Origin of the sequence: Paenibacillus sp. GXUN7292 (assembly GCF_050864975.1) — a bacterium.
Taxonomy (GTDB): domain Bacteria; phylum Bacillota; class Bacilli; order Paenibacillales; family Paenibacillaceae; genus Pristimantibacillus.
Map to the genome: position 1 here is coordinate 64976 of NZ_JBOZWO010000014.1, position 14886 is coordinate 79861.

Consider the following 14886-nt stretch of genomic DNA (forward strand, 5'->3'; position numbering starts at 1 on the left):
GAGATGGATCGTTTATGTATGGAGTGATGCAAAACTAAATTTACTGTTCATTGCGGAATTCTTCCAACAGGGAAACCGCATCAACCAAATGGTTGTCAAAAATTTGTTTAGCAATTAAAAGCAGATCCTTAATAAGCGGATCCCGCAAGGAATAAGTTACCGTGGTGCCTTCCTTCGTGCCGGTCACTACATTTTTATTGCGCAGCACAGCCAGCTGCTGAGAAACCGCTGATCCTTCTGAGCCCAGAATGGCTTGCAGTTCATTGACACTGCGCGGTCCGTTGCATAGCACCTCTAAAATATGAATACGCATAGGATGGGCCAATGCTTTAAAAAAATCAGATTTGAATTGCTGTATTGATGAACTCATAATATCCTCCTCAGAATTTAAAGCCAGAAACACGTTTTCCGGTGTAATACTATCTTACATTATACATGATCCTGCAAAAGGGGATAGAAGCATATTGCATTCTCAGCTGTTTATGTTTTAAGATAACCCCCTCCCGCTTTGATAAGGAGGCAAGGAAAACTTTCTCGACAAACTTAAAGCCGCCATATTGGCGGCTTTATCCTGACATTGAACGAGCACTTGGTGTAAAACCCTAATCCTATCCATTTATACCAGTCGTTATTTCAGCCTTTCTTTTCGCCCTAAAGACAAAGCCTAACAAAGCGAAAATAAGGAACACACTCCCTAGAAACAGGAAAATACTATAAATAGATATATAGTGTATGCTGTATCCGCCCAATGTTGGACCGATCATACTTCCGATGCTGAAATGAATAGACGCGATTACATTGGCAGTCGGCAATATCGCCCGTGGCAAAATATCAGCTGCGTAGGCGAGGCCAAGCGAATAAAACGATCCCACAACGCCTCCCGCAATCGCGAACAGGATGAACAATAATCCTATATTGCTGCCAGCCGCAGGTACCAGGAAAAAGGCCAGCGATCCCACTATTCCGCAGCTGATTAGTACAGGCTTTCTTCCAATTCTGTCGCTCAGCATGCCGAGCGGCAGCTGCAATATCAATCCGCCTATGCCAAATGCCATTAATAAAAGGGATATCCAATGCTGGTCCAATTCAATACGAAGACCATACAGCGGGAAGCTGCTATTCATGGAAGATTCCATCAATCCATACAACAGACCCGGTATAAGCACAAACCACGCAGCGCGATACGTTGCTTTAAAACGATTCTCTTGAGCCGCTTCCTTCTTTATCCGCTCTGGCAGCTCATTCGTAAGCCGCAGCACAAGCAGCAGCACGCTAGTAAAAAACAAGCTGCTTATAATAAACGGAACCGCTTTGCCCAGCGGAAGCAGGTTTATGCCCAGCGGCCCCAAGCTAAAGCCAATCCCGTACGCCATGCCATAAAACGAAATATACTTCCCGCGCCCCTCGGCAGGGCTGGAGCTAATAATCCATAGCTGGGTCGTATAATGAAGCAAACTATCTCCTACCCCTACTATAAACCGCAGCAAAAACCACACCGCCAGCAGCTCAGTAAACGGAAAAAGTATATTGGCAAAAGTAATAAGCAATATCCCGGCAGTAATAACCTTCTTATAGCCAAAGCGCCTAACAGGCTTCTCGACCAAAAACATCGTACAAAATATCCCGATATACATCGCGGCAGAATTGATGCCATTCAAGCTAGAAGAAACATCCGCTTCCTCAAGCATAATAGACAATAGCGGCAGCAGCATGCCTTGGCTCATGCCAGCCACTATAACGACAAGAAGCAATATAATGAGACGTTTACGAAAGGATAAAGTCGCTGAAGCGATAACATCTGATGACAAAATGATTGCACTCTCCTTGCTTCGATAACAAACTGCAATTTCACCTAACACATTGTATCTTTGCAGGCTGCATCTTGCAAGCAAATCGTCATTACATAATATAGCTTCAAAACAGCGTTAGATGCTTCTCCTTAAATGGCTGAGCACGGTCTTCGGCTTTCTTCCAACTACTAGCTCGCCGTCATCTACATAGCCTTCCTCGCGCCCCGTTAATTCCTGTACAAGCCGTTCTCTCCAGCTTTGCAGTACCGATTGCCACTCCGGGTTACCCGCCAGATTATGCAATTCGCCCGGGTCAACAGTCAGATCAAACAATTGCTCTTCTCCGTTTTGTGAATACCAGATATATTTTTGCATGCCATTTGTCAAATAATGATGCGATAATTCGCCATAGGTGTGTTCCCCGTGCATAAATTCCCGCCAAACGGTGTTTTCTTCTGCCCGGCATAAAGGCAGCAAGCTTTTGCCGTCAACCGATTCGGGAATGGCTGTGTCAGCCGCTTCCAGCAGTGTAGGCATAATATCGCGTAATTCCACCACAGCTTGCTCGCGAAACCCTTTGCCGATGCCTAATCTTCCTGTATAATCGGCCACTATTAAAGGTACTTTCGCACTTCCTTCGTAAGCAAGCGCTTTGCGGAAGAAATGGTGGTCTCCCATCATTTCGCCATGGTCAGAAGTAAATACAACGATTGTGTTATTCAGCACGCCATACTCGTTCAATGCATTCAGCAGTCGGCCGATTTGGTAATCGAGATGTGTAATAAGAGCATAGTAGGCCGCTTTGGCTCGATTGAGGCGGCTTGTGGATATGCTGCCAAATCCGGTCGTTGTATGCTTCGAGCCTGCGCTCGCTATCTCGGGATCAACCCAATCGCCGATGGGTGAATCGGGCATTGGTTCCCCTAAATACATATCAAAATAAGCCTGCGGCGGATCAAATGGCGGATGCGGCCGAACAAAGGATGTCCAAAGAAAAAATGGCTTGCCTGGGTCACGCCTGCGCAAAAAATCAATGGACTCTGTGACCGCCCAATTTGTTGGGTGAAGCCTTTCTTCCAAATGCCAAGGCATAGCAACTGTCGAAGCGTTGCAATCAAGTCCGTTATCCATCAGATCGTAAGAAGCACCAGCTGTTTTTTTCAACCCGTTCAAATAGTCATCACACTCATTATAATGTTCCGCGTACGTATTTCGATCATTATATCGGTTATAGTGCATATAACCGTCATGCAATACTACATGGTGAAAGCCGCATAAACTGCGTGTCGGGTATACATGCATTTTACCTACGCATTGCGTATGGTATCCAGCCCTGGCTAACTCACCGGGCAGCGTATGCTCGTAAGTCCATGGAATATGCTCTTCATAACCTACCCGCCCATGTGATCGCTGGCTCATTCCAGTAAACAGCGCTGCTCTCGCCGGAATACACGTTGGTGTCGCTGAATATGTGCTTGTAAATAGAACGCCATCCTCAGCCAATTTATCTAGATTCGGCGTTTGCACGACAGGATGCCCAAGCACGCTCAAGCAATCGCCCCTCATTTGATCAACGGTTATAAACAGTATGTTTGGTTTCAAAAGTCGTTGCCTCCTTGTAAACAAGATACGCGTATATACCCTCCAATTGGTATTTACGCGTATCTGTTACTATACCTGGTCTAATTATTGCTTAACTTTTTTCCACTCCTCATTTGCTTGCTGCTCAATTTTTGTCCCGCCTTGCTGATAATATTTTTCCACGAATTCATCAAACTTCTCAATTGGCCAAACGCCTGTAACGATTTTTACAAAATATTCAGCCCAAAGCTTCGTCTCCAAATCCGGATAATCCAGCTCTGCTGGAACGGTCTTCCAAAATGCATTCGGAATCACATTTTGCGAAGCAACTTCAATAGCTGCGCGTACTTCTTCGGTAGTCCAGCGTCTATCTGTAATAAAAGCCATTCGAATCGGATTATTATAGCCCTTCTTATATAAATCTGCGTAGCTGGTCGTCTGTGTAATTAAGTTTTTCTCTTTATCGTACGTATAGTCTGTTCCTTCAATGCCGTACAGAGCCAGATTAAATCCTCCGCCTTCACTGTCATCAACAAACCAATTCAGGAAACGGAACAATCTTTCCGGATCTTGTGCATTTACAGACAATGCGCGCAGCGGAGCAGCCGCTACTGCATTTACTTGCGGAGTGCCTGATTTACCCTCAGGTCCCTTAGGAGGAGGTATTAAAACAAGCTTGGAAGACGGCGTTGTCTTGTTTAATGCCTCGGACGTCGGGTTCGCTTTGGGATCGACCAGATAAGCATCATTTTCAAATAAGCCTATTTTGGAATTAATAATTTTCTCGTTCAATTGTTTGGATTCCATTACCGGGAAATCAGGGTCGATTAAGCCTTCCTTGTACCACTGCTGCAGCAAAGCGAGCGCTTGCTTCGTTTCAGGAAGTGTGAAGCCTTTCTTGATCTGGCCGTCTCTCTCTATCCAAAAGTTTGGTATTACCCCGTAAGCTCCAAATATAGAATTGAAGCGTGACAGTTTGGTGCCGCTAAAGCCAAAGGTGTCTTTCTTTCCATTTTGATCCGGATCGTCATTAACGAATGCTTTTAGAATAGTATAAAGCTCATCCAAATTTGTAGGCGCTTTCAAATTCAGCGTATCCAGCCAATCCTGTCTGATCAAAATAGAGCCTACATTCGGGCTATTAAATGCTTCCTCTCTCAAACCATTAGGCAGCGCGTAAATCTTGCCATCGAAAGTAACTTGCTCCCAGTAATGCTGCGGAATCAGCTTCATTAAATTAGGAGCAGCTTTTAAATATTCATCAATAGGCTGTACAAGGCCCTGCTCAACAAAGCGGCTTAGCGTCAAAGCATCAATATCGAAAAAGTCTGGAAGCTCACCCGATGAGGCCAACAAGTTAAGCTTCGTATTGTAATCATCGCCAGGCGCTTGCTGGGCAACAAAATCGACGCCTTTCACTCCAGCCTTGGCAGCGGCTTCTGTAAGCACCTTTCTAGCTTCTCCGCCATCAGCCGGATATTCGGCTATTCCGCTATTGCGTAAAAATTGATACGTTATTGCTTTCTCTTCAGCCGTATTGCCTTTTGGTGTTGTTGAATTGGTCGTGCTTCCACAACCTGCGGCTGTAACAGCCAATACTGCTGCGCAAGCTGCTGCCATTACTTTTTTCCATTTCTTTTGCATACAAAGACCTCCCTATTTATCTCCAAAATATTGGTTAGGATTTAACAGAACCGAGCATAACGCCCTTTACAAAATATTTTTGCAAAAAAGGATAAACAGCAATAATCGGAATAATAGATAGAATAATAGTAGCCGCTATAACCGACTCCGTAGAAGAATCAGACAATTGCCCTGTTTCCTCCGCCAGCTGCTGGCCCGCTATAATTTGTCTGATCAGCAAAGGCAGCGTTGTAAGCGATTTGTCATTCAAATAAATAAGCGCCTGAAAAAAATTGTTCCACAAACCTACCGCAATCCACAATGCCAGCGTTGCCAATACCGGCTTGCATAAAGGAACAATAATAGAAAAGTAAATACGAATTGGATTAGCGCCGTCGATCATAGCCGATTCTTCAATTTCCTCCGGAATTCCGCGGATAAAATTAATAACGATAATGATATTAAATGCGGATGCCAAGTTTGGAATAATTAATGCCCACAACGTATTTAATAAATGAAGCTGCTTCACAATCAAATATACGGGAATCATACCGCCGCTGAAAATCATTGTAAAGAGAATGACAGTCAGCCATAACTTTTTCCATGGCAGCGTCCTTTTCGCAAGCGGGTATGCCATACTCGATGTTACAAGCAGCGATAACAAAGTGCCCGCAACCGTTATAAATATGGTATTCCCGTAAGCTGTCCAAATATAATCTGAGGAAAGGACGCTTGTATACGCTTGAAAAGTAAAGCTGCGGGGCCAGAAGAAAAAGCCTCCCTGCAATGCTTCCGTCTTTGAGCTTAATGACAGTGATATTTCATGCCATAAAGGATAGAGTGTAATCGCGCTTAGCAGAATAAGGATCAGTCCATTGGAGTAATCAAAAAGTCTGGATAAATAATGTTTTCTCATAGTCACCTCACCATAATCCGCGCTCACCCAAACGTCTGGCCACGCCATTGGTGATCAACAGCAACAGCAAGCCTACGATGGATTGGAATAATCCGGCGGCTGTAGCAAATGAATATCTGCCCATCGTTAAACCTGTCCGGTACACATAAGTATCCAGTACATCCGATACATCGAAAACGAGCGGATTATACAAAATGAAAATTTGCTCAAAACCTACATGCAGAATTTGTCCAGTGCGCAAAATGAGCAGAATAACAATGGTATTCGTTATTGAAGGAAGCGTAATATGCCGTACTAGCTGGAATCTGTTCGCCCCGTCTATCCGAGCGGCCTCATACATTTCCGGATTTATGCTTGAAATAGCCGCCAAATAAATAATGGTTCCCCATCCGATTTCCTTCCACATCTCGCTAATTACCAGGAAGCCGCGGAATGATCCAGGATCCATTAATGGGGAGGTTTTCATGCCGAGAAAGCTTAATATCCCGGAACCGGAGGAAAATAAAGAGAACATGATTCCACCCAAGATGACCCAAGACAAAAAATGCGGAAAGTATACAATCGTTTGTACAATTCGCTTAAAGGTCGCATTGTATACTTCATTCAATAACAGAGCCAACAGGATGGGGGCTGGAAAGTTGAATACAAGCTTATAAATACTAATGATGATCGTATTTTTCAGTGCTGTCCAAAAGTCCGGAGCATCAAATAAAATACGGAACCATTTCAGCCCGACCCAAGGACTGTTCATAATCCCTTCCAGCAATCGGAAATCTTTGAATGCGATCATAATGCCTGCCATAGGCCAATAATGAAATATCGCAAAGTATACAAGGCCCGGCAGTAAAAGCGCAAAATAGTATTTGTGCTTGCCCCATTCTTTCCAATGTCTTCTTATATTCCATACCGATTTTTGTCTTGTTGCGGGAGCTGAAGACACTGCTTTCACAAGTAATCCTCCTTTTTCAGTAGTGGTAGAAAGTTTGCCATATGCATATGGTTACGCTTTCATCGTAAAGGTCCCCTAAAAGACAGTAAATCCCCACTCTGCGATTAGAATGGGGAAAAACCGCTATAAATCATGTTACGACGAAAACTTTACATCGATATCGAAAAGGCTACATGACCTTTTTGCGATATTCACCTGGTGTAATTCCTTCATATTTTTTGAAAAATCGGATAAACGTGTGCACATCATTATATCCGATCGCCTCACTAATAGTTTGCAAAGATTTGCTTGTATCCAGCAGCAGCTTTTTGCCTTCCTGCAGACGATATTGCGTCAAATATTCAAGCGGCGGCTTTCCTGTTTCCGCTTTAAACAGCCGGCCTAGATGGCCGCTGCTAATACCTACAGCTTCCGCTACATCTGACATAGCTATATTGCGGTCGTAATTCTTTTCCATATACATAATTGCTTCCTGAATATACGGCGGCGTGCTCGTCTCGCTGCGGATCTCGTGAATATAATCGATCATCGAATAAATAGCAGAATGAATATAAGCTTGCAATTCCGCGCTGTCCTTGTATTTTTCCAAATTTAGCAAATTAACCTCGCCCATTAGCTTTCCAATGTCATAGCCTTCTTCGACAAGTGAACTGAGCATATGGCTCATTAGCATAACTATCATTTGCTGCAATTTAGGCTGCGAATAGTGGTTTTGATGAATATATTTTTCGAACAGTTGCGATACCAGTTTTTCTGCCGCTTGCCGATCTCCCGCCAATATGATGTTAAGCAGCAGTTTTTGGTAAGATGCCGGGTAATCAAATTCCAGCTCTTCGCGCTCTCCGTCGGCATATACGATCTGAGAATTAGAGCTGGCCCAAAACGCTCTATAAGTGACAGCCCGGCGAGCCAGCTCATATGCTTCGTACACCTGCCACAATGGCCGAATGCCGCCTGCCACGGCATGAAGCGACACTGCCCAGCGATTATAAGCTTCGTGCTTGATTTGGCCAAAGCATTGCTCCAAACGCTCTTGTTCCGCAGCTTCCAGCTGATCTGAAGAAAAATTGACAATAAAGCCAAACATGCTGCGATCCAGAATGGAACCGGCGACAGAAAATTGAGCAGCCAGCAATTCCTCTGCCAAGCTGTACAAATAAACGTCATTGCCTTGATCCTGAACACCGGCTTCGACGACAATTAGCAGCACAAGAAAATTCGGATGCTCAAAGCAAATGCCCATACGGGCGAATTGCTCAATAATGGCGTTGTCTTTAGGCTGTCGATGGCGCAGCAGCTCCTGCACCATATGCTCTCGAATAATCGGTTTATTTTGATCGACTGTCGTAATAAGATGCCCAATTGCATGATCCACAATATTATACGCATCAGCCTTAATCGTACCAGACGGCCGGGCTACATACTCCCTTAACCGCTCCGCCAGCCTTCTCCATGGATCGAACAGAATAGAAGCAAACAAATAAGATACGCCTAGCCCGGCCAGCAAAATGGCCAATAATATCATGAACGCCTGCCCAATATCCGCTTGCATCTGCTTGCTGTACATCGTGTATGGAGTTAGCTGCAGCAGCGTCCAGCCATATGGCTGAACCTTGTAAGCCGTTACAAAATAACGCGCATCAGGCAACGAAATCACTTCTGTCTTCATTTCCCCATTGTCCAAATGCAAGGCTAATTGTTCGGCATTCAGCCCTGTCTGCGCGCCTGAAACCAATTTATTCTGCGGGTCCAGCACTATAATTGTATCGGCCGTTTCTCCAGCAGCAGGAGAATTAAGTACTGCTTTCATAAAGCTGCCCTTCTGAATATCGATAATAAGCATGCCAAGCGGAAGCTGTGAAGTTGCTGGGATAGATCGAGCAAATGACAGCATCTCTGCATCTGGCATACCACCGCTTCCTTTTACCGTACGAATCCCAGTCCACGATACATGCTTTTCAGTTGCTTCTTTTCTTAAACCCGCTATGAAATCGCTGTCAAAATAATGCGCACTGTCATATATTCCTTCGTTAGTAGTCAGCACTTTTTCATTTTGGTAAATATGAAGGGCAAGCGAAGAAATAATCGAGTTCGACGTTGTCCATCCACGAAGCTGCTCTTTAATAACGGAATAATCATAGATCGACAATCGATATGGCTCTTTCAATAAATCGTAGATCGAAGGCGTTAAAGACAACTGGATCGCCAATTGATCGACATTGGCGATCAAGCTGTCCAGACTGCGGTTCATTTGATTCAGCTGATTGGCGGAATGCTCTTCAATGGTTTGGACCAGTTGATTCGATGATCTATATAAGTTAAAAGCAAGAAAGAGAACCGCTGGTATAAGTATTGTCATAAAAAACAGCATTAGATGTTTGCGGAACAATTTCCTCGGACTCTGCAGCATATCCGTTCCTCCTCGCGGGACAGCCTCATGTATTCTAATTATAATACCATGAGGCCATCGCGCAAGTCATACCTGCGTATCTCATAAAAACTACTTACTCACCTATTTACTTCCACTTTCTTTTTCACTTCATTTTGTCGTGAAAGTTCTTTCACAGTCAGGCGGTGCGGTCATCCATGACCGTAATAAACCTTCGAATCGCTTCATTCACAGCTGATTGCTGCTCTATAATCAGACAATGCCCCGCTCCATTAATCAGGATGACCTCTGAATCTTGCAGCGTTTTTTTGACACGCTCCATCACTTTATTTGCCTTGTAAATTTTCTCCTCATCCCCTACAAGGAACAGAACCGGCGCTGAAAGCTTGCTCCAAGCTTCCTTGCTAATGACTCGCGGGACAACCGGAAGCTGCGAGCGGCCGTGTGTATAGGCGGCGATTACCAAATCCATCACATGCGGCGGCAGGGAAAAACCTTTCGTGCAAAACCAATCCCACGCTCGGCGTATGCGATCAGGCTTAGGCCATAGCATCGCAGGATAGACTTTTCGGAGCAGCCTCAGAAATGGGATGGGCAAAAATGTCGCCACAGGCGCAAGCAGCACCAGCCGTTCGATTCGCTCTGGCCGCGCTGTAGCATAATTTGAACAGAGCCAGCCTCCCATGGAGTGACCGATAAAGGCCGGCTTTTCAAGCTTAAGCCCAACCAATAATTGATCCATCCAAAGCACAGCATCCTCTGGCGTCCGAATTTGTTTAATCACCTTACTTTTCCCGAAATCTCCTGGCGTATCAATACAAAAAACACGGCAATCCGTCAGCGCTTCAATGGTCGGGTACCACAATGCCGAATTGCTCGTCATGCCATGAAACATTAAGACGGGCTTCCCTTCTTCAGGTCCGCAAGCGATCACATGACACAAGCCGAATTCAGTCTTGATCTCCATCGTTTCATATGGACCTGGCCAGTACGTCAAAAGCTTCTCGTAACAATCTGCAAACAGCTGTGAGCCTGCTTCACTTTTAAATATAGGCAATTCACTCAAGGCTGTACTTGTCATTGGCTTTCCCCCATCTCGGATGGCATAAGTGCAGATCGGCAAACCGTCAATATAAACTCAAATTGCTTGGCTAATTGTATGTTTTCAAAACCGTTGATCATACTTTCTAAAAAGAGTCCGTCAAGCAACGAAATGAGCCAATGCACAAAAGTTTCCAGGGGCTGTGACGGATAAAGCTCCCCCCGCTGTACGCCATTATTTAAAAAGGTAAAGATGTTATTATACACAGCCTCATACCGTTCATCGATAAGCTTGCGCCGCTCCTCTTTTCTCCGGCCGGCAATAAAATATTCATACAAGCAAGGTGCTAGACTAGCATCTACCTCCCGTATACGTTTTTCTTGCTCCTTCATGAATTGTACAAATGCGCTCCATGTACTGTTATTTGATGCGAAATTCAAAGCCATATTGTTATACTCACGACGAAGCAAATCAAGAAAAACATCTTCTTTATTGGAGTAGTAGAGATACACACCTCCGAAGCTCCTGTTAGAGCCTGTTACGATATCGCTCATGGAAGCCGCTTCATATCCTTTTTCTATGAAAACATTTCGTGCGGTATTCAAAATATCCATTCGAACTGCTTCTTTTTTTTGTTGTGTAATTTTAGGCATATAAAATATCTCCGATCCTAAACTAAAACGAGAGTAGTCTCTTTTATTATAAAGAGAGTACTCTCCTTTTACAATGGCCAAAGATCATGAAAAGTCATCTCGCAGGAGGTAATTATGGGCAGATTAGTTCATTTTGAAATTCATGTCGACGATGCGAAGCGCGCCAAAAAGTTTTATGGCGAGGTGTTCGGGTGGACGTTCGAGGATTGGAGCGATTACGCTGTGGCAAGGCTATTATATAGATACAGAAGGCAATATTTTGGGCATTCATCAGCCAGATGAGAATGCCAAATAACTTAGCCCATATATGATGATTATAAAACCCAGTCCGCGCGAGGTCTGGGTCTTCATTTTCTAAGCAGCTATAGTGAAAATTCCGTTACGCCTTTTTTATAGGCGTATTTAAGTGTATGTGTTTCTCCGTTTTCAAAAGGCATAGTAGCCATTTTTATGCGTGTATAATCCAGCCTGTACTCCTTTAAAACTCTCTTAATTAAAGCAATGCTTCTTGCTTCATCTGTAACAACGCAAAAAATGTTAAGTGCATATTGATTTGGATCAGACACACATTTTCCCATATCAAAGCCGTCCACATAACCAAGCTCTGCATTAGCTAAAAATAAATCTAAATATTCAATCACTTTATTTTTCAACCATTCATCACGTTGATTCCCCTTCGCGCTTTTCATCGGAAACTGTACAACTAACCAAAGCTTTTCACTCATCTCCTACACCTAACTTTCCTGTTGATAAAAATTAACGTACTCCTAATGTCCAAAAAAAGCAAGCTGAATAAAGAATAGAACTGCGAACAAATAAAAGATAGGATGCACCTCGCGCCACTTGCCCCTAACTGCCTTTAAGATCGGATATGTAATAAAACCGACACCGATGCCGGTTGCAATGCTATAGGAAAAAGGTAAAATCACGATAATTAAAAACGCTGGGAAGGCAATCTCAAAGTCGCTCCAGTCGATTTTCGATACAACATTAATCATAAGAAAACCGACAATAATCAACACAGGCGCCGTAATGGCAGGAAATGTGGCAAGCACTGCAATAACTGGAGAAAAAAATAACGTAAGTCCGAGCAGAATGCTAACAGTAACAGCTGTCAATCCCGTCCTGCCGCCAACCGCAACCCCTGCACTGGATTCAATGAACGCCGAGGTCGGGCTTGTTCCCATTACTGCCCCCGTCGTAGTCCCAATCGCATCAGCGAGCAGCGCTCCTCGTGCGCGTGGGAACTTTCCGCCCTTCACCAGACCCGCCTGTTCCGCCACACCAAGCATCGTACCGGTTGTGTCGAATAAGGTTATAAGCAGAAACGTAAAAATAATCGCATAAAGCCCATTAGCAAATACGCCACCAATATCCATCTGAAAAAAAGTCGATGATAAGCCGCTTGGCAGAGCGACTAGCTTTTCAGGCAGCTTCAGCAGCCCGCTGACTCCTGCAATTATGCCGGTAATCAGCATCCCAATAAATAAGTAGCCTTTTACGCGGAAAGCCATTAATATCAGCGTTATTATCAGTCCGACAATGGTGAGTATAGCCTGGGGTTCAACAAGTGAGCCCAACGTCAGCAAAGTAGCCGGCGAGCTCACAATAATGCCGGAATTTTGCAAGCCAATAAACGTAATGAACAATCCGATCCCAGCTGTAATCGCGTGCTTCAAGCTGGCCGGGATCGCATCCAAAAGCATAAACCGAAAAGATGTTAACGACAGCAAAATAAACAGCACCCCTGCAATGAATACCGCTCCAAGCGCAGTCTCCCACGAAACGCCTTTGCCGCCGACGACACTGAATGCAAAGTAAGCGTTCAGCCCCATTCCCGGTGCAATGACAATCGGATAATTAGCAGCAAGCCCCATAATAAGCGTCCCTATAATGCTCGCTAATACGGTAGCTACAAACACCCCGTTAAAATCCATCCCCGCTTGGCTAAGTATGCCAGGATTTACAATAACGATATACACCATCGTAAAAAAGGTGGTAATTCCCGCCAACAGCTCTGTTCGAATAGATGTGCTGCGTTCTTTGAACTTGAACCACGATTCCATATCTCTTTTCCTCCATACAAGGATAAACACAAAAACCTAACTAGGTATAGGTTATGTAAAAGTACATACAACCTATACTCGTAGTTAGGAATAATTTCCTTTATGAAAATGCTAGCCCTTAACAGCACTGCTATATGCACCTTTAATGAAAAAGTTTTGGAACGCTACAAATACAATCATAATAGGTAAAAGGGCGATCATAGCACCTGCTGATACTAGCCTCGTGTTGGTAACAAAAGTTCCCTTTAAGTCGTATAATCCGACGGTTAACGGATATGTTTTGGGATCCTGTAAAACTAGAAGCGGCCATAAAAAGTTGTTCCAGGCACCTATGAAGCTTAATATTGCAAGTGTAGCCAGCATTGGCTTTACCATAGGTATCAATATATACCACCAAACCTGCCAAGGCAAAGCTCCATCAATAATTGCCGATTCATCAATATCCTTGGGAATGCCTACAAAAGCCTGTCTCAATAAAAAGATGCCAAACGCAGATACAGCCCCTGGAAGTATGACCCCTGAAAAGGAACCGATAAGATTTAATTTATCTAAAATCAAATAAATGGGGATCATCGTTACTTCACCTGGAATCATCATGGTCGCAAGTATAATTAGAAATACCGTATTTTTCCCCTTGAAATTCATGCGTGCTAACGGAAATGCAGCTAACGAACAAAATAGTACCGGCAGCAGCACACCCCAGAACGCTAATATTGTGCTATTCCACAAATATAACGGGATAGGGAGTGAGTTCCAGACGGTTATAAAGTTTTCAAATGTAATATTTTCGGGAATAAATTTAGGCGGAAATGAAAAAATCGCTTCGTTTTGCCCTTTTAGTGCGGTGGAAACCGACCATAGAAAAGGAACAATCGTAATAACAGCTACTAGCGTTAATAAAAAATAAGAAACGATATAGCGTGTGATTTTCATACTAGTAAGTGATCTTCTCATTTTTATACTAGGCTTTTTGGTTGTCATTGTATTTGTCTGCATGCAGCCACCTCCTTAAGACGGGCGATCCAGGGCTCTTTTGTTAATTAATGTTATAATCAAAATAATAATAAACAATATAAAGGAAACGGCGCTCGCATACCCCATTTCCAATTGCTTAAATGCCTTATCAAACACGAGATAGACGATAGTTGTCGAAGACCCGATCGGTCCGCCCTCCGTCATTGCCAGCATAAGTGTGAATTCCTTGAAGGCTGACATCGTTGACATAACGGTTATAAAGAAAATAATAGGCCTCAGCATCGGAAACGTAATGTAAAAATGTTTTTGCCTAAAGCCTGCACCGTCCAATTCAGCAGCCTCATACAAATCGGTTGGCACGGACTGCAAACCAGCTAAGTAAAATAGCATATAATAGCCTAACCCTTGCCAAATAGTAACTAGTGCTAAGCTAATCATGACAAACTGTTTGCTGGTCAGCCAGTTGATCGGCGCGATGCCAAATAAGCTTGCGACATAATTAAAAATCCCGTCACTAGCAAAAATCCAATTCCACAAAATCGCTGTGATTACAACAGAGACAAGTGCAGGAAAATAATAGACCAGACGATAAAGCTTTATCCCGATCAGCCTTTGATTGACAAGAATCGCGATAAACACAGGAAGCACGACCAGTGCGGGCGTTACCAATATCCAATAGTAGAAAGTATTGCCTAAAGCGCTCCAAAACTTCTTGTCATTAAAAGCTCTAATAAAATTATCTATCCCCACCCAATCTACAGGCTCAAATACATTGTAATTTGTAAAGCTAAGCACAAGCGCCGCAAGAGCTGGGATCAAGCTGAACGTTGCAAGCAGTAATCCGGCCGGTGCGAGAAACATCCATGCGTGTCTTGCTTTATACATGCAACCTCTCCTCACAT

The 14886-nt window shown here is 43.8% G+C and carries 13 protein-coding genes and 1 pseudogene; 1 reads left to right on the forward strand and 13 read right to left on the reverse strand.

The window, feature by feature from the left end; all coding sequences use genetic code 11:
* Positions 1-40 precede the first annotated feature (40 nt).
* The 9 genes from ACRRU2_RS13565 to ACRRU2_RS13605 form a co-directional block, all read right to left on the reverse strand.
* Positions 41-370 (reverse strand): ArsR/SmtB family transcription factor, encoded by a 330-nt coding sequence (locus tag ACRRU2_RS13565; protein ID WP_331700455.1) that lies wholly within the window; start codon positions 368-370, stop codon positions 41-43.
* A gap of 238 nt (positions 371-608) precedes the next feature.
* Positions 609-1808 carry an MFS transporter gene (locus tag ACRRU2_RS13570; protein WP_432502372.1) on the reverse strand — a complete coding sequence of 400 codons (1200 nt, stop codon included), beginning with the start codon at positions 1806-1808 and terminating at the stop codon, positions 609-611.
* A 117-nt stretch (positions 1809-1925) separates the two neighbouring features.
* A complete protein-coding gene (locus tag ACRRU2_RS13575) occupies positions 1926-3392 on the reverse strand; it encodes an arylsulfatase (protein WP_432502374.1) in 1467 nt (488 codons plus the stop codon).
* Between the two features lie 84 nt (positions 3393-3476).
* On the reverse strand, positions 3477-5015 hold the full coding sequence (locus tag ACRRU2_RS13580; RefSeq protein ID WP_432502377.1) for an extracellular solute-binding protein: 1539 nt from the start codon (positions 5013-5015) through the stop codon (positions 3477-3479).
* A 34-nt stretch (positions 5016-5049) separates the two neighbouring features.
* A complete protein-coding gene (locus ACRRU2_RS13585; protein WP_331700458.1) occupies positions 5050-5910 on the reverse strand; it encodes a carbohydrate ABC transporter permease in 861 nt (286 codons plus the stop codon).
* 7 nt (positions 5911-5917) lie between these two features.
* A complete protein-coding gene (locus ACRRU2_RS13590; protein WP_331700459.1) occupies positions 5918-6859 on the reverse strand; it encodes an ABC transporter permease in 942 nt (313 codons plus the stop codon).
* 169 nt (positions 6860-7028) lie between these two features.
* Positions 7029-9269: an AraC family transcriptional regulator gene (locus ACRRU2_RS13595; RefSeq protein WP_432502380.1), complete on the reverse strand. Its 2241-nt coding sequence runs from the start codon at positions 9267-9269 to the stop codon at positions 7029-7031.
* 157 nt (positions 9270-9426) lie between these two features.
* On the reverse strand, positions 9427-10329 hold the full coding sequence (locus ACRRU2_RS13600) for an alpha/beta fold hydrolase (RefSeq protein ID WP_432502383.1): 903 nt from the start codon (positions 10327-10329) through the stop codon (positions 9427-9429).
* On the reverse strand, positions 10326-10943 hold the full coding sequence (locus ACRRU2_RS13605) for a TetR family transcriptional regulator (protein ID WP_432502385.1): 618 nt from the start codon (positions 10941-10943) through the stop codon (positions 10326-10328). The genes ACRRU2_RS13600 and ACRRU2_RS13605 overlap by 4 nt, the downstream gene beginning before the upstream one ends.
* Positions 10944-11057: 114 nt before the next feature.
* On the opposite strand from ACRRU2_RS13605, the pseudogene ACRRU2_RS13610 reads away from it, so the two are divergent.
* A pseudogene (locus ACRRU2_RS13610) lies at positions 11058-11238 on the forward strand (VOC family protein).
* A gap of 67 nt (positions 11239-11305) precedes the next feature.
* On the opposite strand, the gene ACRRU2_RS13615 reads toward ACRRU2_RS13610, so the two are convergent.
* The 4 genes from ACRRU2_RS13615 to ACRRU2_RS13630 form a co-directional block, all read right to left on the reverse strand.
* Positions 11306-11668 (reverse strand): hypothetical protein, encoded by a 363-nt coding sequence (locus tag ACRRU2_RS13615; protein WP_432502387.1) that lies wholly within the window; start codon positions 11666-11668, stop codon positions 11306-11308.
* Between the two features lie 42 nt (positions 11669-11710).
* Positions 11711-13009: an NCS2 family permease gene (locus ACRRU2_RS13620; RefSeq protein ID WP_331700465.1), complete on the reverse strand. Its 1299-nt coding sequence runs from the start codon at positions 13007-13009 to the stop codon at positions 11711-11713.
* Between the two features lie 111 nt (positions 13010-13120).
* Positions 13121-14005 carry a carbohydrate ABC transporter permease gene (locus tag ACRRU2_RS13625; protein WP_331700466.1) on the reverse strand — a complete coding sequence of 295 codons (885 nt, stop codon included), beginning with the start codon at positions 14003-14005 and terminating at the stop codon, positions 13121-13123.
* A 12-nt stretch (positions 14006-14017) separates the two neighbouring features.
* Complete coding sequence (locus tag ACRRU2_RS13630) at positions 14018-14869, reverse strand: carbohydrate ABC transporter permease (protein WP_331700467.1); 852 nt, start codon at positions 14867-14869, stop codon at positions 14018-14020.
* Positions 14870-14886 lie beyond the last annotated feature (17 nt).